At 53.0% G+C, this 19751-nt stretch carries 17 protein-coding genes, 1 tRNA gene and 1 other RNA gene; 6 read left to right on the forward strand and 13 right to left on the reverse strand.

Features of this window, described 5'->3' with window-relative positions; all coding sequences use genetic code 11:
- Positions 1 to 29 precede the first annotated feature (29 nt).
- A complete protein-coding gene (locus HMPREF0573_RS00210) occupies positions 30 to 1583 on the reverse strand; it encodes a C69 family dipeptidase (RefSeq protein WP_004008070.1) in 1554 nt (517 codons plus the stop codon).
- 163 nt (positions 1584 to 1746) lie between these two features.
- On the opposite strand from HMPREF0573_RS00210, the gene panB reads away from it, so the two are divergent.
- The 3 genes from panB (at position 1747) to ppgK (ending at position 4411) form a co-directional block, all read left to right on the forward strand.
- Entirely contained in the window at positions 1747 to 2577 is an 831-nt protein-coding gene (panB, locus tag HMPREF0573_RS00215; protein ID WP_004008071.1) for a 3-methyl-2-oxobutanoate hydroxymethyltransferase, read from the forward strand.
- A 51-nt stretch (positions 2578 to 2628) separates the two neighbouring features.
- The gene (gene map / locus HMPREF0573_RS00220) at positions 2629 to 3540 is read left to right on the forward strand and encodes a type I methionyl aminopeptidase (protein ID WP_004008072.1); all 912 of its coding nucleotides are present in this window, start codon (positions 2629 to 2631) and stop codon (positions 3538 to 3540) included.
- Positions 3541 to 3667: 127 nt separating this feature from the next.
- Positions 3668 to 4411 carry a polyphosphate--glucose phosphotransferase gene (gene ppgK, locus HMPREF0573_RS00225; RefSeq protein WP_004008073.1) on the forward strand — a complete coding sequence of 248 codons (744 nt, stop codon included), beginning with the start codon at positions 3668 to 3670 and terminating at the stop codon, positions 4409 to 4411.
- A 148-nt stretch (positions 4412 to 4559) separates the two neighbouring features.
- On the opposite strand, the gene rnpB is transcribed toward ppgK, so the two are convergent.
- The 6 genes from rnpB to HMPREF0573_RS00245 all read right to left on the reverse strand — a co-directional run bounded on the left by rnpB (position 4560) and on the right by HMPREF0573_RS00245 (position 8394).
- Positions 4560 to 4937: RNase P RNA component class A (gene rnpB, locus HMPREF0573_RS09405), an RNA gene on the reverse strand.
- Between the two features lie 17 nt (positions 4938 to 4954).
- Positions 4955 to 5680, reverse strand: a complete 726-nt coding sequence (locus HMPREF0573_RS00230; RefSeq protein WP_004008074.1) for a zinc ribbon domain-containing protein — start codon at positions 5678 to 5680, stop codon at positions 4955 to 4957.
- Positions 5681 to 5734: 54 nt separating this feature from the next.
- Positions 5735 to 6625, reverse strand: a complete 891-nt coding sequence (locus HMPREF0573_RS00235; protein ID WP_004008075.1) for a Nif3-like dinuclear metal center hexameric protein — start codon at positions 6623 to 6625, stop codon at positions 5735 to 5737.
- 64 nt (positions 6626 to 6689) lie between these two features.
- On the reverse strand, positions 6690 to 7214 hold the full coding sequence (locus tag HMPREF0573_RS00240; RefSeq protein WP_236585903.1) for a hypothetical protein: 525 nt from the start codon (positions 7212 to 7214) through the stop codon (positions 6690 to 6692).
- 1 nt (position 7215) lies between these two features.
- Entirely contained in the window at positions 7216 to 7653 is a 438-nt protein-coding gene (locus HMPREF0573_RS09745; protein ID WP_169311384.1) for a chymotrypsin family serine protease, read from the reverse strand.
- A gap of 3 nt (positions 7654 to 7656) precedes the next feature.
- Positions 7657 to 8394 (reverse strand): S1 family peptidase, encoded by a 738-nt coding sequence (locus HMPREF0573_RS00245; RefSeq protein WP_236589580.1) that lies wholly within the window; start codon positions 8392 to 8394, stop codon positions 7657 to 7659.
- A 143-nt stretch (positions 8395 to 8537) separates the two neighbouring features.
- Between HMPREF0573_RS00245 and HMPREF0573_RS00250 the strand changes: the two genes are divergently transcribed.
- Positions 8538 to 10157, forward strand: a complete 1620-nt coding sequence (locus HMPREF0573_RS00250; RefSeq protein WP_236589579.1) for a class I adenylate-forming enzyme family protein — start codon at positions 8538 to 8540, stop codon at positions 10155 to 10157.
- 24 nt (positions 10158 to 10181) lie between these two features.
- Here the strand turns inward: HMPREF0573_RS00250 and lipA are convergent, their stop codons facing one another.
- From lipA to HMPREF0573_RS00275, 5 genes are all read right to left on the reverse strand, one after another.
- Complete coding sequence (lipA, locus tag HMPREF0573_RS00255) at positions 10182 to 11216, reverse strand: lipoyl synthase (protein WP_013188544.1); 1035 nt, start codon at positions 11214 to 11216, stop codon at positions 10182 to 10184.
- A 161-nt stretch (positions 11217 to 11377) separates the two neighbouring features.
- Positions 11378 to 13186, reverse strand: coding sequence for an FAD-dependent oxidoreductase (locus tag HMPREF0573_RS00260; RefSeq protein WP_013188545.1), 1809 nt, complete (start codon positions 13184 to 13186; stop codon positions 11378 to 11380).
- A 49-nt stretch (positions 13187 to 13235) separates the two neighbouring features.
- Positions 13236 to 13922, reverse strand: coding sequence for a lipoyl(octanoyl) transferase LipB (gene lipB, locus HMPREF0573_RS00265; protein WP_041797838.1), 687 nt, complete (start codon positions 13920 to 13922; stop codon positions 13236 to 13238).
- 463 nt (positions 13923 to 14385) lie between these two features.
- Positions 14386 to 16257, reverse strand: coding sequence for an FtsX-like permease family protein (locus tag HMPREF0573_RS00270; protein WP_013188547.1), 1872 nt, complete (start codon positions 16255 to 16257; stop codon positions 14386 to 14388).
- Positions 16250 to 16972, reverse strand: a complete 723-nt coding sequence (locus tag HMPREF0573_RS00275) for an ABC transporter ATP-binding protein (RefSeq protein ID WP_013188548.1) — start codon at positions 16970 to 16972, stop codon at positions 16250 to 16252. The genes HMPREF0573_RS00270 and HMPREF0573_RS00275 overlap by 8 nt, the downstream gene beginning before the upstream one ends.
- A gap of 254 nt (positions 16973 to 17226) precedes the next feature.
- Between HMPREF0573_RS00275 and HMPREF0573_RS00280 the strand changes: the two genes are divergently transcribed.
- Both HMPREF0573_RS00280 and HMPREF0573_RS00285 read left to right on the forward strand, forming a co-directional pair.
- Positions 17227 to 18399, forward strand: a complete 1173-nt coding sequence (locus tag HMPREF0573_RS00280) for a sensor histidine kinase (protein WP_013188549.1) — start codon at positions 17227 to 17229, stop codon at positions 18397 to 18399.
- A 2-nt stretch (positions 18400 to 18401) separates the two neighbouring features.
- Complete coding sequence (locus HMPREF0573_RS00285) at positions 18402 to 19076, forward strand: response regulator transcription factor (protein WP_004009816.1); 675 nt, start codon at positions 18402 to 18404, stop codon at positions 19074 to 19076.
- 521 nt (positions 19077 to 19597) lie between these two features.
- Here HMPREF0573_RS00285 and HMPREF0573_RS00295 read toward each other — a convergent pair.
- Positions 19598 to 19671: transfer RNA gene (locus tag HMPREF0573_RS00295), tRNA-Val, on the reverse strand.
- Positions 19672 to 19751: the final 80 nt, after the last annotated feature.

Here is a 19751-nt window from a genome sequence, read left to right on the forward strand (position 1 = left end):
CAGCTCCTGATCTGAAACTTCCTGCCGGCTCAGGCATCATCACGTGAGAACGAATTGTGCATATTGAGGCTGGCGTCAAACAGGACTTTATCCAGCAAGTCATCCGTTTCCCGTTTCAACATGTCAGCAATCTCAGCATTAGCAGCCTCTAGCAGTTCGTAGACGCGAGAGTCTTCCATGTTATTTGCCGCGTCCTCACCCAGCTCAGCCACTGCCCGGTCGGTCCGCGCCACGACCTGTAAAGCCGCCGCCACGACCTTTTGCTGGTAACGCTCGACGTGCGGAATCGTCTGATGATAGTGAGCATCCACCAGAGCCGCAATAATCCGATTCGCCCAATAGTGATTTTCAGTGGTGACTCGCTCGGTTGTCGCCTCCAGGTACTCCGGGGTGTGCCGCACGTTGGCATAGAACGGCACCAGGGCGTTGAACGGCATCGCTCCGTAGGCTATCCAGTTCAGTCCGGTGGTGGTGGCAGGTTTGTCGGGGCGAATCTGGAGTGCTGCCACGAAATTAGTGCGATTAATCCCAATCGGGCGATACATACCGCGCTGATCAGCCCCACCAATCCGAGCTTGTTCCGCCCTCGCGTAAGGATTAAACGGAGTGCCCTGATAGTGGTAGGACTGAGTGTATTTCACGTCCTCCATAGTGATGAGACGCTCTGGAATCAGGCACCAATCCAAGTCATCTGAATCTGGGCGGGAATCTCCTTGGAAACCAAACCGAGATGCGTCCGTGGGGTTGAGGAATCGTTGCAATGCCCACACTCGTGGCGTGTTATAGGTGTGATCCGAATCCGAACGTGACCCAAAAGCCAGGCGCGGATTGAACCGCTGGACCGGCTGACCGTCGGTTTGTGCAGTGTCCAGATGATTGTCTGCCACAAATTCTCGCAAATCCGGCGAGCACAGGTAATCGCGCCCCTCCCCTAGAGCATCTTCAAAGTCAAAGTCATCGAGGCTGAACTGGTTCGCGATAACCGCATAGCATTCCTCGGGCAGACGCCGCGCCAGCCAATGATGCCCCCCTACTGTCTCGAGCCACCACACGTCGTCATTATCGGCGAAACCAATGCCATTCATCTCGTAAGTGCCATATTTTTGCAGCAATTCCCCTAACCGCAGCACACCTTCACGAGCTGTCTTAATGTAGGGCAGCACCAACACCACCATGTCTTCTTCTCCGATGCCACCGGGCTGTTCCGGCACGTAGCCGTCCTGACCCTCAACCCCTTGGGATTCACGCAACTCAACCAGCGGGTCGGCACCCAACACGCGCTCATTCGAGGTCAGCGTCTCGGTGGCAGTCATCGAGACGCGAGCCGAGTTGATTCCCGCACCTGCCCACAGACCCTTATGGGGGCTAGCGTCAGGGAAACGGGTATAGCGCAAACCAGTCTCCGGTAGGGGGATTTCGACGTGGGACAGGACAGAACGGTAGGTTTTTGGCAAATCCTCCGGGGCAATGACCTCAAATCGTTTCGCTTCAAAAGACCCGTGTCCCGAGTCGTCGGTCCGCGCCATAATTGTCGAACCATCCGCCGAAGCGTGCTTTCCCACCAAAATAGTCGTGCAACCCATGTGTTTTCGCCTTTCTCAAAATTGCTGCCGGACTGTACCCAGTCTGCCAATATCTTAAAACGTTTAGGCATCTGATGCTGAGGAAAAGTCTACCTGAGGAACTATTGCCCGCGACAAAGTCATAGGATGTATAGGGACATAGGGACAGAATCAAGGAGTGACTATGCACAAACACCATCCAGACATTGGCCCCAAGCCTGGAAAACCTTTTCGCGTCCAGCACGTCCAGCAGTACTTCACAGCCGGACGTCCGCTGACGATGCTGACTGCCTATGATGCGATTACCGCGAGGATTATTGATTCGGCAGAAATTGACATGATTCTGGTCGGTGATTCCTACGGCACCACTATGTTAGGAATGTCCTCCACCGTGGGGGTGACCTTAGACGACATGGTTCGTGCCACTGCCGCGGTCGCCGCAGGGGCTTCACGAGCTCTGGTTGTGGCGGATATGCCTTTCGGGACTTACGAGTCCAGCCCTGCCCAAGCCGTGGATACCGCCGTCGTGCTGGTACGCGCCGGGGCCGCCGCGGTGAAGCTGGAAGGCGGAAGGCGCATCCTGCCCCAGGTCAAAGCCATCGTGAATGCCGGTATCAACGTGATGGGACATCTCGGTTTCACTCCCCAGTCCGAAAACCACCTGGGTGGCAAACGTCTGCAGGGGCGCTCCGATGCTGCTCCAGAGCTGATAGCGGACGCACTGGCCTTGCAAGACGCGGGAGCGTTCTCGATTGTCTTTGAGATGGTTCCCGCCGCGACCACACGCGCTGCAGTCAACCAGCTCAACATTCCCATCATCGGTATCGGCGCTGGTCCGGATGCCGCTGGGCAGGTCCTGGTGTGGACTGATATGGCAGGTATGCAAGACTGGAAGCCTTCATTCGCCCAAGTGTTTGGTCAGGTGGGGGCGGAACTGAAACACGCTGCCCAAAACTACCGTGATGCCGTGGTGAACCGGACTTTCCCGGCTCCCGAAAACTACCATGAGAATTAGGTCGTCCCGCAGAGGCGACTTCCGAACTATTGAATCGAAAGAATTACTACCGTGTTACACAAGAAAACTCGAACTGATGAACTCGCCCGCCGCGCGCCCTTGGGAAACCTGAAACCAGGACGCATTTCCGCTACGTTACCGGTTCCCTCTCACATCGACCGCCCGGAATACATGTTCCATGACGGACCGGAACGGGTCACCGCCTCCGATGTGAAAAGCGAGGAAACAATTGAAAAAATCCGCCAAGCCGGACGTATCGCCGCTGACGCCATCGTGGAAACTGCCAAGCATATCGCTCCTGGGGTGACTACCGATGCTTTGGATCGTGTGGCGCACGAGTTTATTTGTGATCACGGCGCCTACCCGTCTTGCCTGGGCTATATGGGATTCCGCAAATCTATCTGTACCTCGGTCAATGAGTGTATCTGCCACGGCATTCCGGATGACCGACCGCTTGAGGAGGGCGACATCATTAACCTGGACATTACCGCTTATAAGGACGGAGTCCACGGCGATACTTGTGCCATGTTCCCGGTCGGTGAGATTGACCCCGAGTCCCAGCAGCTCATCGACTGCACCAAAGAAGCCATGATGCGCGCCATTAAAGTCTGCAAACCGGGACGCTCCATCAACGTTATCGGGCGAATTATCGAGTCCTATGCCAGCCGTTTTGAATACGGAGTGGTGCAGGATTTCACCGGTCACGGCGTCGGCGAGGCTTTCCACAGCGGGCTGGTTATTCCGCACTACGATTCCCCCCGCTATGACACAATCATGGAAGAAGGCATGGTTTTCACCATTGAACCGATGCTAACTATGGGTTCTATCGCTTGGGAACAGTGGCGGGACGGCTGGACCGTGGTGACCCGCGACCGGGGACGCACTGCCCAGTTTGAACACACCCTCGTGGTGCGCGAGGACGGCGGAGAAATTCTCACCTGGCCCAGCAACCACCAGGATTGATAGTTTGTTATCGCCGGGGTGGATTGACCACTCCCCATGGCTCTGGATTCGGGCTGTAATTTGGTGAAATCACAGCCTTTACCATAGAGTATTTGCCAAGTTCATCCCCCACGCGAAAGGGACTTTTGTGGCAACTGGATTTGGGATTGATGTTGGTGGCTCCGGTATTAAAGGTGCCTATGTAGATTTGGAAACCGGCGATTTTATTGGCGATCGCCTGAGAATTAAAACTCCCGCACATTCGACCCCACAGGCCGTGGCGGAAGTATGCCGTCAAATCATTGAGGAAAAGGGCGTTCCTGAGGACATGCCTTTGGGGCTGACAATTCCGGCTCCGGTTAAGAATGATTTGGTTCCGTTTATTGCTAATCTCGACCAGGGATGGGCTGGCATTGATGTCCGTGTCCTGTTGCGCAAGTACACCGGTCACATGGTCAAGTGCGTGAATGACGCAGATGCTGCGGGTTACGCAGAAGTTCGTTACGGCGCGGCGCGCGATGTGCCCGGTCTGGTCATCGTCACCACCTTGGGCACTGGAATTGGCACCGCTCTCATTTATAACGGGATTCTGGTTCCTAACAGCGAACTGGGACATATCGAGATTGATGGCAAAGACGCGGAGAGTCGCGCTTCTTCCGGCGTGAAAGCAGCCAAGAAACTGTCCTTTAAGCAGTGGTCGAAGCGTCTGCAAAAATATTATTCAACGATGGAGATGCTATTCAGCCCGGACCTGTTCGTGGTTGGCGGTGGAGTCTCTCGTCAGCACAACAAGTTCTTGCCGCTGCTGGATTTGAAAACCCCGATTATCCCTGCCCAGCTACGTAACCAAGCTGGCATCGCGGGGGCTGCCGCGCTGGCGGCTGGAGTCTGAGCCGAGCTTACTAATGTTTCGCTCCGGGATGCTGCGGCGTCCCGGAGCGTTTTGCATTTGGCATTGCCGCCGAACCAGGAACTTCCGTTGCCCGGAGAGGCCGTCTCCCCCACTTGTGCCCCCGCAGTTGCGAACCGGTTGATTTGAGCGGAAAAGCCGGGCGTAAGCCGGATTCTGTAACGCGCTTTGTTGCCGCCGCGCGCCGGTAGCCATTTCTCTGGAAGGCCAGTTACCCGACCTCTCTAGCAGCCTACCCGCAGGCTTTGAACGGGCCGCCCAGCCTGCTGCTTGGCCTTGCTCCGGGTGGGGTTTACCCTGCCACGACTGTCACCAGCCGCGCGGTGAGCTCTTACCTCACCTTTTCACCCTTACCTCACCGTGCATAAGCCCGGTGGGGCGGTTTCGCTTTCTGTGGCACTGTCCCGAGGGTCGCCCCTGGTGGCCGTTAGCCATCACCCTGCCCTGTGGAGTCCGGACTTTCCTCGAGCTTATCGAATGACTCGCCCGCGACTACCTGCCCGGCTTTTCCGCCCGATTATTGTACTACTTACGCACCAAAATGACTTCGTGGTCCTCGCTGACGATGACATCATCGGGAGCGGCGACGTTTAAACGCGAAATTTCTGCCATCGAAAATTCCAAATCCATCCCGACTGACTGGTTGCCACTAACCGCTACGACCCCGATTCCGCCGGTCGCCCGCTTGCAAGTTTCGTATTCCCGCAGCAAATCCGCGGGTATCGTGGCGACCAGTTCGTCTCGCTCGGTTTGCTGTCCGACCAGTTCCTGCTGCAGTTCACCGGCAACGCTGCCCGCTTCGGTTTGCGCTTCGTCGAGCTCAACAGCCAGCTCCGCGCGACGGTTTTCCACCAGTTTTACTTTTTTGCTGGCACGTTCTAACGCATCCAATGCGTCCAGGGCACTATCTTCCAGTTCCCCCTGACGAGTCGCCAGCTGAGCGAGTTCGGCTTGGATGCGTTCCATTTCTTTGGGGCTCATCTGACCCGAATCCAAGCGTTCACGTTGAGTTTTCGCCCGCTCCTGGACCTTGCTGACCTCTCCTTCGGCTTGCTTCAAAGCCCGGTTCAAGTCGTTGCGGGCGGAAGTAGCCAAAGCCAACTTGGTACGCAGTTCATCTTGCTCAACCTTGATTTGTTCGGCGCGCACCGCTGCCGGAATGCTGGCCAGAGAGTGTTTCAAACCGGCAATCTTTCGATCCAGGACCTGCAGGTCCAAAAGTTTTTCTTGGTCTTCGGGCGCAGCTTTCATTGACTTCTTCCTTGGGTCTATGTGGTCTTTTAGTAAATCTTAACGCGATTACAGCTAATAGTTTACCGAACTGCAACCGGCATCGTCCGGCGTAGTCTCCTCGTCGGCAACGGTGGGGATATAGGCGTCCCAGGGTTCGGAAATAACCGTGCTGATTTTAGTTTCCAGGGGTTTGCCGATTTCACCTGCCCACAGGTTCAACGCTGTTTCTAAACGGGGCAGCCACATCCATTCACTGGCCCAATGCGACGGCATGATGAGGGCGGGAGCCCCGTCCATCTCCAGGAAATCCAGCGCTGGGTGGTGGCGCAAATCGGCGGTCACGAACACATCTGCGCCGGCATCTAAGGCTGCGGGCAACAGGGATTGACCCGATCCGCCGCTGACCGCCACCGTCTTGACTGGGCGGTCAGACTCCCCTGCCACCAGTAAACCTGCTGGCGAACTGGGCAATAGGTTCGCTAGGCGGCTGGCGACCTCCCCCACAGTGGTGGGCGTGACCGGACCAACTCGTCCGATGCCCAAGGACGTGTCGGCGGGGGCGGGCTGCAGCGGCCGCCAGGTCTGCGGGTCCAGCCCCGCTGCTTGGGCCAGGGCTTCCGCGACCCCATCGTGTGCCGAGTCCGCGTTGGTGTGGGCGTTAAACAGGGCAGCCCCGCCACGAATCAGGCGATGCACCACCCGACCTTTGGCAGTATCCGTGGACACGAAAGAAGTGCCACGCAGGAACAGGGGGTGGTGCGTAATGACCAGCTGGGCACCCCACTCGAGGGCCTCGTCCACGACCGGCTCGACAGGATCCACCGCGAGCAGAATTCGCGTCACCGGGTCGCCCCGATCCCCGCAAATCAGCCCGACCCGGTCCCAATCTTCCTGCAGCTCGGGCGCAAAATGCGCGTCCATCCACTCACATAGGTCACAAACAGTCAATGCCTCATTGCTCATGCGTCCATCATACCGGGTGGTGGCATTAATTACATATGAAAGTTACGAAAAGAAAAAGCTGAAACTATAATCCTGGAATTAAGAAAAAGATTCTCTGATTATCCATTTTACAGGCCTTGATAATTTCCTGCTGGGATTTCTTCATGCTCTCGCTTATATTATATAACCTCGGTTCTTTGACAAAGAAGTTATGCTGTTCAGCAGTCTCTCCAACACTCCAAGAGGCTCCGTTTTCAAAAGAGAACAGATCATTCGTAAAATTTGCTTCTTCAGGTAATACTATACCGTAATTTTGTCCACTCTGGGAATCGGTTAAGCAGATTGCATTACCTGATTCAATCATTTTTAACTCCCCATGACCAAGATCCGTAAATTGAGAGAGTTGTTTACTCCATGCGTAATAAATCATTCCGTCCGTATCGTGTTTTTCGATTCCAAAATCCATAATATGACCGGTATCGGAATTTCTATTTTCAGTTTCGGGATGAGCAGCGGTATCGTTTACCTCCACGGAACAAGCCGTCAATGACAAAAACACAACTAGAATAAAGCCAACGAATGCATAAGATGGGAGTTTTACATCAAACACTTTATCCTAGTTTCACAGTTGCGCCTGTTACTTGTTCTGCTTTAGATATCGTTGTAAAGTAAGAGTGAGAAGTTCCATCCGACATTGTAACGAGTCCTCCGTGTATACCTGCCGCCCCACCGCTGCTAAACCATGGACCACCGGAATCTCCACCCAACGTAACGCCTCTCTTCGTGTACATCATTCCACATCCTGCAGTACCTCCACAAACGTACCCTGATACAAAGTCGTAAATCCTTCGCGAGGATGTTTCTCCCTTAAAGGCAAGCTTTTGCCCTATAGAAGGTGTAAACTTCCACGTTACAGTGGTTAACCCCCCGTTGGGGAGGCTCCAGAATATAGGTGAAGTCACATATCCCGCGGCAGAGAGAAACCCGGCATCAGCTGTATGATTTTTTACTCTGGTAACCCTTTTCAAGGAAATGTTCGAATTTTCCATCCCTTAAACTATCGGTGAGGTTCCGACCAAACAATGACCAGCTGTAAGAATTCCACTAGAATATCCTGATTTTGAAGCAGTGAAACCTGTGGTGCAATATCCAATATCACTACCAGAGATACGACCGCCACCGTAAAGCGCCTGCTCTTCGCGGCTAACATTGCCTATATTCATGTCGATTTTGAGCTTTGCGAGGAGTTTAGGATTATCTGTGTTTAACAATTTTGAGCCAAGGTTTGTGGCGCTTCTATCCTGTAAATCGTCAGAAATAGACTCTAGACCAAAAATCAAATCTGATTTGAGTTTTTGCTGCACAGAGTTATCAATTTGTAAACCTATACTAGGGGTAGTCGGATCAATGGTCGTAAATACGGAATCCGAATCTATTACCCCGACAGCGCTTTCAACATGCCGAACCAGAAAGGCCGCTGCATCGAATAATTCTTTTTGTGAATAACCAGTATTCTCATCAACTTTGAAGTCAGTCGCAAACTTTTTGGCAGCGAGTTCTGCTTCTAGGGGCATCTCACCTTTCACTCCCATAACGAATTTATTCGTTTCTTGATCCCACTTACCAAAAGAAAATATTTCAGGATACTTTTGCTCGAATCTGGTCATAAAATCCTGTGAATTGATTGAATCCTTTACCAGTGAAGTATCGCCTACACCCAATGCCGGAGCATTCCCAAGACAAACCAGAGAAAATCCTATTACCAAAATAGGTATTATTTTGTAATACATCGTATCCTCCTCAGCTTTAGGAAACACATTTAAAATGTTACAGTTATGTCACACATTCCGTCAATGCTTTTATAATCCCCTAGCATTGCATTGAGCGACTTATGCTCATCTTACCAATCCAGCAATCTTGGTATGATTCAACAGTGGTCGATTATTCCCCGATGAAATTCCTGCAAGCAGCCGCTTTGCGACACCCTGGGCGCACTTCGATGATTTGGATTGCCCAGGGAATCAGCGCCGAGACCATCGCTGAACCCAGTTTTGCCCCGCCGACTTGGAACGTGGCACAGACGCTGGCACGCGCCACCAGGCTGGCAGCCCAGTTTCGGTCTTGGGGCGTCGTTCCCGGCGAGCGCGTGGTTGTCATCGGGAAAAACTCCCCGTGGCATTTGCTGACTTTCGTGGCTGCCGCCGCCATTCCGGCGATTACAGTGCCCTTGGATCAAAACCTCCCCGCCCCGGAGTTAGCGAAAATCCTGGCGCATTGTGAACCGAAAATCATTATTTGTGACCCCACCCAGAACGAAAAACTGGCGGACTGCGACCCCACCGCGACTCCTCGCCCCCGCCTGGTGACGTACTCTGACCTGGAGGATTGTCTAGAGCCGCGCGACGACTCGACCCCACCCGTGACGTTGGCGCTCGCGGTCACCAAAATGCTGGACGACCTGCCCGAATGCGGGGACGATGTACCCGGCGCGATTATCTATACCTCCGGCACCTCCGCTCACCCGAAAGGCACCCTGCTGACGTACAAAAACCTATGGTGGGGCTGCACGAATTTCCGCGAAGTTTTCGAGTATTCTGCTGCCACCGTCGAGGCGGTCACGGCTCCCCTGTCACATATCGGCGGGTTCAACGGCACGACGACGGATATTTTTTCCCACGGCGGTACGGTCGTTATTTTTGAGAAGTTCGATGCGGCCGCTATCCTCGCCGCTATCGAGAAGTATCGGGTCCAGATGATGTTCGCGGTGCCGACCATGTACCGGATGCTGGTGCGCGAGGTCCGGCAGGCGGCGCAATCCGGGCGCCCAGTGGACACCTCTCGGTTTACAAAAGCCCTGGTGGGCGGCGCGCCGTGGGATGAGCAGCTGGCCGCTGACATGATTGGCTTAGGGTGGAACCCCATCAACATTTGGGGCATGACCGAGCAAAGCGCTTCAGGAGCCGCCTTGACCACGGATGTCATGGCGGGGCGCGAACTGGTAGTGGGTCGGGCGTTTCCGCATATTGAGCTGCGCGCTGTTGACGGTGCGGGAAATCCGGTCAAACCTGGAGTGATTGGCCAGCTGGAATGCCGCGGCCCCAGCGTGACGCGGGAATACTTCCGAAATCCGGAACTGAACGCCGCCCTGATTGACCCGCAAACGGGCTGGTTACGGACCGGGGATTTGGGATTTTTTGATGCAGACAGTTTCCTTCACCTGGTGGGACGCCTGACTGACACGATTAACTCCGGCGGGGAAAAGGTCTTTTCCCAGCGGGTCGCCGCGGTGCTCTCGCGTCATCCGGGGGTGTCAGAAGCGCGGGTCGTTGGGGTTCCCGACCCGACTTGGGGTGAAATCGTGGCAGCGGTGGTGGTACAAACCCCCGACACTCCCGAAAACGCGGAACCGCTCAGTTTGGAACAACTCCAAGACTTCGCCCGCCCTTACCTGACGAAAGCGGAACTCCCCCGAGCCTTGCGCCTCGTGAGCCGCATCCCACTGAACTCAAACGGCAAACCTGACCGGCAAGGACTTTTGACACTGTTCCAATAACCCCCAAAGCGACCGCCCGCGCACTCAAGCGCACGATTGCCGCTGTTTTTCCCGTTCCACAACCGCTTCGGCTTCCTGACGAGCCGGGGGACGGTCCTGTTCCAGATGCGCGAACTGGGGCGGAATGCAACGTTCGTAGTGCCGCATCGCCTGTGCCCACAGCTTGCCGGCACGGTACGAGGAGCGCACCAGCGGTCCTGACATGCAGGCGGCGAACCCCATGTCCAACGCCAGCTCCTTGAGTCGCACAAATTCTTCAGGCTTGACCCAGCGCACCACCGGCAGGTACCGCTCGGAGGGGCGCAGGTATTGGGTCAGGGTTAAGATGTCTACCCCCGCGTTCAGCATATCGCGCATGGTCGCTTCGATTTCCTCGGGTTCTTCGCCCAGCCCCAGCATCAGGTTCGACTTCGTGATTAGCCCGAACTGTTTGGCTTGGGTGATGACGTCCAGGGAACGCGCGTAGGTGAAGGCGGGACGCACCGTATGCATCAGGCGCGCCACCGTTTCCAAGTTATGACCAAAGACTTGGGGGTCGCTGGCAAAAATTTCCTCCAGCGCGACCGATTTACCTTGAAAATCATCGACCAGCAGTTCCACTCCGGTTTCGGGGCACAGCGCGCGAATCTGGCGCACCGACTCTGCATAGAGCCACGACGCCCCGTTTTCCAGGTCATCACGAGACACCCCGGTGACCGTCACATACTTCAGCCCCAGATGCTTGACAGTTTCCGCGAGACGACGCGGTTCGTCGCGGTCATACCCCTCCGGTTTACCCGAAGCCACATCGCAAAACCCGCACCGCCGGGTACACACTGCCCCGCCGATCAGGAAAGTCGCCTCCCGGTCCTCCCAGCATTCAAAAATGTTGGGGCATCCCGCTTCGGCGCAAACCGTGTGCAGTCCCGCTCCCTGCATGAGGGAACGCATTTCCTGGTATTCCGTCCCAGCTTTTGCCACCACCCGCAGCCAACGCGGATGATCTTCACGGGGTTTGCGCGCGTTCGCCACTTCCAGGCGCAACAGTTTTCGATGCTGCGCGGACTCCAGCGTGGACATAGTGGCTCTCTCTCAGTCGGTTTGGGGACACTCTCTGTCCATTTTACCCACGTTTTCTGCCTGCCTCACTACCGTTCCTGCGATATGACACACGCGACAAAAACAATCCGGGATCCTCACCACGCGGTGAAGCTCCCGGAAAGTCTGTTGACCCGGTCGGGCTAGTGCGCTACGAACACGGGATTGTCGGCGAAAGCCTCGTCAGCAGCGGTGTTAGCGGCGATGTAACCAAAGACCAGCGCCGCCCCGATGGAGGTGCCTCCGGCCGTGTAGGTGTGACCGATGACCGACTTGGTCGTGTTGCCGGCAGCCATCAGACCGGGGATAACACTGCCGTCTTCACGAGTCACGCGGGCTTTGGTGTCGATGACCAGACCGCCTGCCGTGCCAATGTCGCCGGGATAGACCTGGGTGGCATAGAACGGACCCTTTTCCAAGCGTCCCAGCGAGGGGTTCGGGTGATGGTAACGATTGGCATAGAACTTGTCGTGTTCGTTTTCGCCGCGGTGGAAGTCCTCGTCGATGCCGCGGTCGGCGAAACCGTTGAACCGCTCAATCGTCTCCGCCAGGGCTGCTGATGGCACGTCGATGGCTTCAGCCAGCTCATCCAGGGTGTCGCGACGTACCAGGGCACCGGATTCGTAATAAACGTCAGGCAGCTCCACCCGTGGCATATGACCGTAGGCAAAGAAGTATTTGTCACGGAACTGCTGATCGAAAATCAGCCATGCCGGCATGTTCTCAGCGTCGCCCTCGCCTTTCCCAAAGACACCACCATACAGACCTTGACCAGCCGCGCAATAGGGCAGGGCTTCGTTCATGAACCGCTTACCCTTGCCGTTGACCATCATGGTGTGCGGCAGGGAGCGGTCGGGAATGATGAAGCGTTCCTCGTCCTCAATCACGATGGGCTGGAACCCTTCGGTGCGCGGCAGCTTAATGACCGGCGACCAGATGGCGTCAGCCATGTTGTCGATGGCGGCGCCATGCTTCATGCCCAGTTCGATGCCGTCGCCCGTGTTGCCTTCCACACCCACGGTCCAGGTGCCGGTGATGGGATGACGCTGGTACTTTTGCCGCATGACTTCGTTGCGTTCAAAGCCACCACAAGCCAGGATGACGCCGTGGGTCGCGTTGATTGGGTACCGGGTGCCATTGTGTTCCAGCACGACACCGGTCACGCGCTGCTCGCCTTTGCCTTTCTTGCCCGCGTCGCCGTCTCCGATGAGGAAGTCGACCAGGGCGTTTTGCAGTTTCACTTCCACTCCCTCACGCAGGACGGAGTACATAATGGCAGCGGTCAAGCCCGCGCCCATAGTGAGCGGGCGGGCGCCTTTGGCGTAATGTTTCAGGTTGCGCCACAACAGTTTCATGCCACGTATCCAGGGACGAGGGTCGGTCATTGCCAGCAGCAAATCGGCCGAATCATAAGAGTTCATGTCCACCGGAGACATCGGGCGGAAGTACGCCTTGACGTGCGTTTTCTCCCACGGCCCCAACAGGCGAGAATCGAAAGCGCCTGCTTCAACGCCACGCCCGGTTTTTGCCGCGCCCGGTGCATCCAACCAATAGTCGGGGTAGCCTTCCATCCGCCTAAACTCCAGGTGGGGGCACGAAGCGGTGAGGAAGTCCATGCACTTCTTGCCTTCCTCCAGGAAGGTGTCAATCATTTCATCGCTGGTGCAGTCCCCCACGGTCGCTTTCATATACTGGCGACCCAGGTCAGTGGAATCCGAGCCCCCGAGTCGAGCGAAAACGTTATTACCGGGTACCCACACCATGCCGGCAGATTTGGAGGTCGAACCTCCCCACTGATCGCTTTTTTCGACCATCAAAACTTTCAGACCACGCCTCGCGGCAGTCAGAGAAGCGGACAGACCGGCAGCTCCGGAACCAACGACGATGACGTCATAAGTATCTTTGCTGGGACGGTCAAAGGGCTTACGAGCTGAAGACTTCTTTGTGTTCATAAGCTAAATGCTAGACCACTTCGTTGGTTCGCGTCAGGGTCTTCGGTCCCTAAATTTCTGAAAACGGAGCCAGCAAGGGGGTGAGTTTCACGGTGAGCTGGTCCACCACGACTTTTGCGGCGGTGTCGAAGTCCGTCTCGATCCCCTCCTCGAACAGGGAGGTGACCCCGGCATCGTTGAGACCGCAAGGAATAATCCCCGTAAACGCGTGGCTGAAATCCGGGTGAATGTTGAGTGCCAACCCGTGCAGGGTCGCGTTTTGCACGACTTTCAACCCGATGGCACACAGTTTGCGGTCGCGTCCCGTCCCCCGCTCAGTGGCGGTGCGCCCCGCGGCATCACGGTAACGCAGCCACACTCCCGCGCGACCCTGCACAATCTCAACGTCCAGACCCCAATTGCCGCGAACCGCGTCAATGACCGCGCCCTCCACAGCGCGAATGTAGGCAATCAGGTCCACCGGCTCGCGTAGCCTCACCACCGGATAGATCACCAGCTGACCCGGACCGTGCCAGGTGAGCGACCCGGCCCGGTCGGTGCGAATGACCGGCAAGTCTTTGTTGATGAGGTCACTGTCGTGGGTGTTGCGTCCGGCGGTATAGGTCGGTTCGAACTGTCCCAAGATGAGGGTGTGGTCCAGTTCCCCATCACGTACCTGCGCCCAAGTCTCACGCTGAATCCGGTCCGCGTCCAGGTAAGACACCAGCCCTCTGGGCAGCAAATTTTCCACTCGCACGGGGTGTACTCTATCGCGTCGGGGGTGTTCGAGCGCGAACCAGACATCTGGGCAGAGTTTTGCTCGCAATCTGGCAGGAAATTACGGCTAAAAGCCATCACAAAGGGGGTTAAGACAAATCTGGAAATAACTCGCCTATAGTCAATAATCAAACTTTCATGATCAATGTATTGAATTACCTGGTGATTTGCCTCCTACCATTGGCGATAATTTTATTAACAAAGGTATGCTGTAGCAATCCTTGCAATGCCGACAAAAAAGGGAAAATAGCAAAAAAGCCAAAATAACCAATATCTGATATGCACTAATTGAGTTAATGTTATCAAAAAGAGATTTCAGAAGTAGTGGTTGAACCGTATTCACTAGAGACGTAACCACACCAATCACAAGCGTAGCTATAAACGAATACTTTATGGCAGCAACTTGTTTAGTATACAATCTGATTGAGGCTTTATTAAACATTTTATAGTACCGCACGTAGTGAATGGTGCGTTGCCAGCGTTTGTATCACTAAGGTAAAGAGCAAAATTGATACCCAACAAATAAGGATTAGCGGCATTACATACATAAAATCCGCTATAGTTGAGGTTTTCGCCACAGAAGAGCATCGATATGCTGTAAATAGTAGACTGAGCAAAGTCAATAATAAAGAAACCAGTTGAGTAGAGAAAACCGTAGCTAATCCAAAGCTAAGGATATCCTTATTATCTACTCCCAGGGCATGTAGTTGTTGACATTGCTTTCTACGAGCGATTTCCTCACTTATCGTTAATTGCAATAAGGCTATCAAAGTCATGATAAGTATGACACCGAACATGCCGACATTACCTCTAAAAGCAAGTACGTGCCGCATATTTTGCAAGTACTTAGCATAGCCATACCTAGTAAGTACTTTAACTTCAGAGTTGACAGACTTTGCAATATCTTGTGACATCTGAGGGGTAATTCCGCGGGCAAATACCATTGTTTCTGTATTCTTGGACTTCGCAAATTTCGGGAAATGAGAAAGCATCGACCAATCTATAAAGTAACCTTCATGTACGGAGTCGTGGAGAAGAGCAGTCACAGTTAATTCAAAAGATTCACCATTTTCATTATATATAGTAACCTTATCCCCAATAACACTACCAGATATACTGCTGGCCACATTTGTATTTCCAACGTTATCTAATTGTCCTTGAATAAGTTTTTGATTTAAAAGATTAAAGTTTTCCTTAAAATCAACATAGTAAAGGCTCCAATATCCTCGCTTATCCGATATTAGCCTTTCACGTATGCGTGATACATCCGCAGATTTCGCTGATACTAGATCATAGATTTTATTAGCATCCGCTGACCCTTCTGTAATGAATACCGAAGAAGCCTTTGAACTATTGTAAAAATCTTGATACAGCATCTCTGACGTCGGAAAGTCCAGGGCCATAAAAGTGCCAACAATCCCAAGACATATAATAGGCGGTGCCGCGTAATGTGAAAACCTAAATACATTCTTTTGACTTACTTGAGATACTAATAAACCAATGCCCGGTCTAAACAGTCCAATAGCGTTACCTATCAGTTTAGATACAATAGGGATAAACAATGGTGCAACTAACAAAATAGCTATAACTATCATCAGTGGTACAAGTAATATGTACAAACCACCAAAAGCATCTAGATTCACTGCAAAAAGAAAAATCCCAATAGCTAAAGCCAGCAAAACCCTCCACACAACCGTAACCGGAGAAATCCTCTTTATAGCGCTTTTTGTTTCTTTTTCACTCCCCACCTTTATTGTCGCAAAATATCCAGCAACAGCACACTCAAATATGACTAGCCCTACCACAAATAAGACCTGCATAAAATTGAATTCATATGTTACGTGTAGGCTCTTTCCAAAAAATCCAATAGCACCTAAAAATTGTAACTGCGGTATAGAGAAAAAGCTACCAATTACGGCGGACGGGATACCCACAAACAAGCCAAGCGCGAAAGCCTCAAAAGCAATTAGCGAGTTTAATTGCGTTTTGGAAGCTCCGGACAACTTTAATAATTGAATTTCTTCACTACGAAGTTGTACCACCTGCACTATAGCTGAGAATATAAGAAAAGAACTCAGCACTAAAAGAATAATCCCTAAAAAGATCAATACACCTCTTAAAGGAATCAATTCCAGGCTTACTTCTTCCGAGGAGACGCCATCAACATGAACTAGTGCAGGATTTGACAGATTCATACCTAAGGCAACTTGTGCTGAAGAAAGTATAGTGACGATGCTAATCGTTACGGCACAGCTGAGGTATAGGGATTTATGACCTTTTAATAGCCTAGTGGCTAAATTCGCGAGCTCAAGCATTTGCGTTCTCCATATCTAGCAGGATATTGGATATTTCTTGCGCCGACTGATAGTTTCCTTGCTGTACTATCTTGCCGTCATAGAGGAACAACACCTTCGACGCCGCTGCCGCCACCATCGGATCATGCGTCACCATCAACACGGTCGCCCCGGTTTTATTTAGCTCCGTCAGATTCGAGATAACCTCTTTACTGGATTTACTATCCAAAGCACCCGTCGGCTCATCAGCAAACACTACCTCCCGCTTACTCGCAATCGCCCGCGCAATAGCAACACGCTGCTGCTGACCGCCTGAAAGCTCATCAGGAAAACGCGACGCAAAAGACCCCAGATTAACACTCTCCAAAGCAGTCATCACTGCGTCTTTGCTCAAACGCTGATGATTAAAATACGCTGGCAAACGCACATTATCCACCACATTAATTGCATCCACCAGATTATACTCCTGAAACACAAATCCCCAGTCCGTCCGGCGCAACCGATTAAGCACAGACTGCTTCACTCGTGTTGTATCCTTCCCCTTATAAAGAACCTCACCACCCGTCGGAGACAATAATCCCGCAATACATTTCAGCAACGTAGTCTTCCCCGACCCGGACGGACCCATAATCGCCAAATAATCACCCGACTCCACCGTATAACTTACCCCTTTCAAAATATCACCCTGCTTAGAATGATAACGAAAAGAAATATTATTAATATCAAACAAAGCCATTTAAACCTTCCTTTCCAATTCGAGATACTCTTTTAATAGATGCAGGTCTGTGCATGTTTTCAATCTACCACCACCAGAAGAGAGTTCTAGGAGATTACTAACAATTCCTGTCCAACTTTCATCGCATAACTTCTCCTACTAAAGTAGGAGAACAACCAGCACCAAAGTCGAATATTTTTCACAATTATTTTTTAAATCACTACATTTTCTTATGACTGTATTCTTTAGAGGGAATCTGGTTTATTATAAAAAACATGGATATGCCTCGGTCTCAACTAAGCCGACTCTTCCGCCTCGATGTGGCCGCCAGAGCAGGACTGCAATGGCTCATGACCACTCTGACCCTGCGTGGACTGCTCTTGTCGACCAGCCTTGCTGTTTTTGCCCTGTGGCAGGTCTGGACTTGGATAAAAACCCCACCGCACTCCCTTTGGTTGTGGCTGTTGATACTGCCTATAGTTACCGCCTGGATTTTGATGGTTTTCCGTCCCGCGCCGGGACGCTGGATTCTGTTAGCTGTGTGTGTCCTCTATATCTTCTTGCCAGTACAAACCCCGATATTGCTTCAAAGCATGGCTTCGCTAGTGCTATGCGCCGAGGGGACAGTGCATCGGCAACGCTGGCTAGTCATAGCCACTGTGCTCTCCAGTTTTGCATCATTCCAACATTTCGACTACCAGATTGAGTCCCTCATCAGCCAGTTAATCCTGAGCCTAATAACTGTTGGTTTATCTTGGGCAGCACGCGTGATTGTGGAGGAACGCGAAACCGCAAAAGAAAACGTCCGACGCATCCAGGAAGAAACCGAACAACGCATCGCCGCTGCCATCCACGACACCACCGCCCGAGACCTCACCCGTCTGGTGCTGCGCCTACAACATTGGGAAGAGTCCAACACTTGCGACCGCCAAATTATTCAACAAGAACTGCAGCAAGAAGCCGCCGAGTCCCTCAGTCGGCTGCGACACCTGATTCGGGTTCTCGAAGGGGTACAACTAGGCATCGACCAGGAAGCACTCACCCTGAAAGAAACCCTAGAGCAAGCCCACAAGCACCTGACTCACGCCAATATCAGCCTCACCACAGACATTGACCCACGGCTTTACAATCTACCCGTGGAAAACACCCTGATAGTAACCGAAACCGTAGCGGAACTGCTCGCTAATGCGGAAAAATACGCCGCTCCACTAAGTGAAGTCGAGCTGAGTCTAAACCTAGAAGGACAGACGGTGATGCTTTTTCAAAGCAACAGCATCGGGCAATCCCCCAAACCCCCCGACGTTTCCGGGGGAACCGGACTGCAACGCTTGGCCTACCGGCTGGACAACCTCGGAGGAAACCTCGAGACCAGCACCATCGGCGCAATGTGGCTCACAGAGGCCCAAATCCCCCTGATTCCAGACCTGGAAAAACTATTGAAAGGATAATCATGACCACAGACACCCACCACCACTACCAGGTCATTCTGATAGACGATGACCACGAAATCCTTGAAGATCTGCGCTTAGTCATCGAAGCAGATCCCGAAATCAGTGTGGCTGGCATCGGCTTTGATGGGAGCTACGTCCTGGACTTAGTGCAAACCCACCATCCCGACGTGGTTCTGATGGACGTAGAAATGCCCAAAGTGGACGGCATCGCCGCCACCCGACAACTCAAATCCCGATACCCTAACCTGGGAGTAATCATGTTAACAAACTTCCGCCATGATACTTGGCTGAAAGAAGCCCTAGATGCCGGGGCGGACGGATTCCTGACCAAGGACACGCCCCGCGCCGACCTGTCCGCTGCGATTAAACGTGTCGCCCATGGTGGCAGGTTCATGTCTACCAAACCCCTCAATATGCTGATAGCCAACTACGAGGACCCCAATTTCACCCCCGACCCCAGGTTCCGTGCCGGGGAAAAAGCTCTCACCGCTACCGAGCGGCAAGTCTGGCAGGAAGCCCTGAGGGGAAAAAGCAACGCGCAAATCGCCAAAGTCATGCAAAGCAAGGAAAGCACCATTAAAACCCACATGAGCGCCATCATGCAAAAATTCTCGGTACGCTCCCGCGCTGAACTCCTGGTTTTCAGTGCCAAAAACGGAGCTATTCGCGAATAAGTCAATCCAGGTACCTCATACCCGCGCATCCTAACCTAGCCATAGTGCACGACTGCCCGCTCCCACCACGCAAAAGTGGGCGAGAAAAGTTACCTATCAACCGAAAAAATCCTCGAAAAATCGCACACTGCCAAAAAGTTTCTGTATGAAGGATAGAATTTTAGGATTAATTGTGTGTTTTTTGTTTGGGTTTTCCCATCCCTTTCCGGCTTTGTCGCCGGTGCGGTACCCCTTACGTATATCTAGCAAGTCAAGATTTACCCGGCGCTGCCCCTCACGGGTTCGAGTCCCCAACCCCTTTAAATATTTTCGGACGGGATAAACCCGCCCGACAAAAAAGTGGACCCAGAAGGACTCAGTGATTTTGCTACGCAAAATCACCACCCGCTCGAAATCTTCGATTTCTCACGCCAGCGCCTGAAAACGCTGTCGCGTTTTCGGACGGCGCTGCCCCTCACGGGTTCGAGTCCCCAACCCCTTTAAATATTTTCGGACGGGATAAACCCGCCCGAAAATATTTGTGGACCCAGAGGGACTCGAACCCCCGACATCCACGGTGTAAACGTGGCGCTCTAGCCAACTGAGCTATAGGTCCTAAGGGTTTGCGCGAAACGCAAACACGAGACTATTGAGGATAACATTTGCCACGGCAAGTTGCGAACTGACCAGCCCGAA

The sequence above is a fragment of the Mobiluncus curtisii ATCC 43063 genome (assembly GCF_000196535.1).
GTDB classification, from domain to species: Bacteria; Actinomycetota; Actinomycetes; order Actinomycetales; family Actinomycetaceae; genus Mobiluncus; species Mobiluncus curtisii.

Bases quoted from the DNA above. Each gene is read 5' to 3' on its own strand.
- HMPREF0573_RS00260 (WP_013188545.1), bottom strand. From the start codon at position 13,186: ATGAACACAAAGAAGTCTTCAGCTCGTAAGCCCTTTGACCGTCCCAGC.
- HMPREF0573_RS00235 (WP_004008075.1), bottom strand. From the start codon at position 6,625: ATGAGCAATGAGGCATTGACTGTTTGTGACCTATGTGAGTGGATGGAC.
- lipA (WP_013188544.1), bottom strand. From the start codon at position 11,216: ATGTCCACGCTGGAGTCCGCGCAGCATCGAAAACTGTTGCGCCTGGAA.
- HMPREF0573_RS00270 (WP_013188547.1), bottom strand. From the start codon at position 16,257: ATGCTTGAGCTCGCGAATTTAGCCACTAGGCTATTAAAAGGTCATAAA.
- HMPREF0573_RS00245 (WP_236589580.1), bottom strand. From the start codon at position 8,394: ATGTATTACAAAATAATACCTATTTTGGTAATAGGATTTTCTCTGGTT.
- panB (WP_004008071.1), top strand. From the start codon at position 1,747: ATGCACAAACACCATCCAGACATTGGCCCCAAGCCTGGAAAACCTTTT.
- HMPREF0573_RS00230 (WP_004008074.1), bottom strand. From the start codon at position 5,680: ATGAAAGCTGCGCCCGAAGACCAAGAAAAACTTTTGGACCTGCAGGTC.
- HMPREF0573_RS00210 (WP_004008070.1), bottom strand. From the start codon at position 1,583: ATGGGTTGCACGACTATTTTGGTGGGAAAGCACGCTTCGGCGGATGGT.
- HMPREF0573_RS00285 (WP_004009816.1), top strand. From the start codon at position 18,402: ATGACCACAGACACCCACCACCACTACCAGGTCATTCTGATAGACGAT.
- HMPREF0573_RS00280 (WP_013188549.1), top strand. From the start codon at position 17,227: ATGGATATGCCTCGGTCTCAACTAAGCCGACTCTTCCGCCTCGATGTG.
- HMPREF0573_RS09745 (WP_169311384.1), bottom strand. From the start codon at position 7,653: ATGGAAAATTCGAACATTTCCTTGAAAAGGGTTACCAGAGTAAAAAAT.
- HMPREF0573_RS00275 (WP_013188548.1), bottom strand. From the start codon at position 16,972: ATGGCTTTGTTTGATATTAATAATATTTCTTTTCGTTATCATTCTAAG.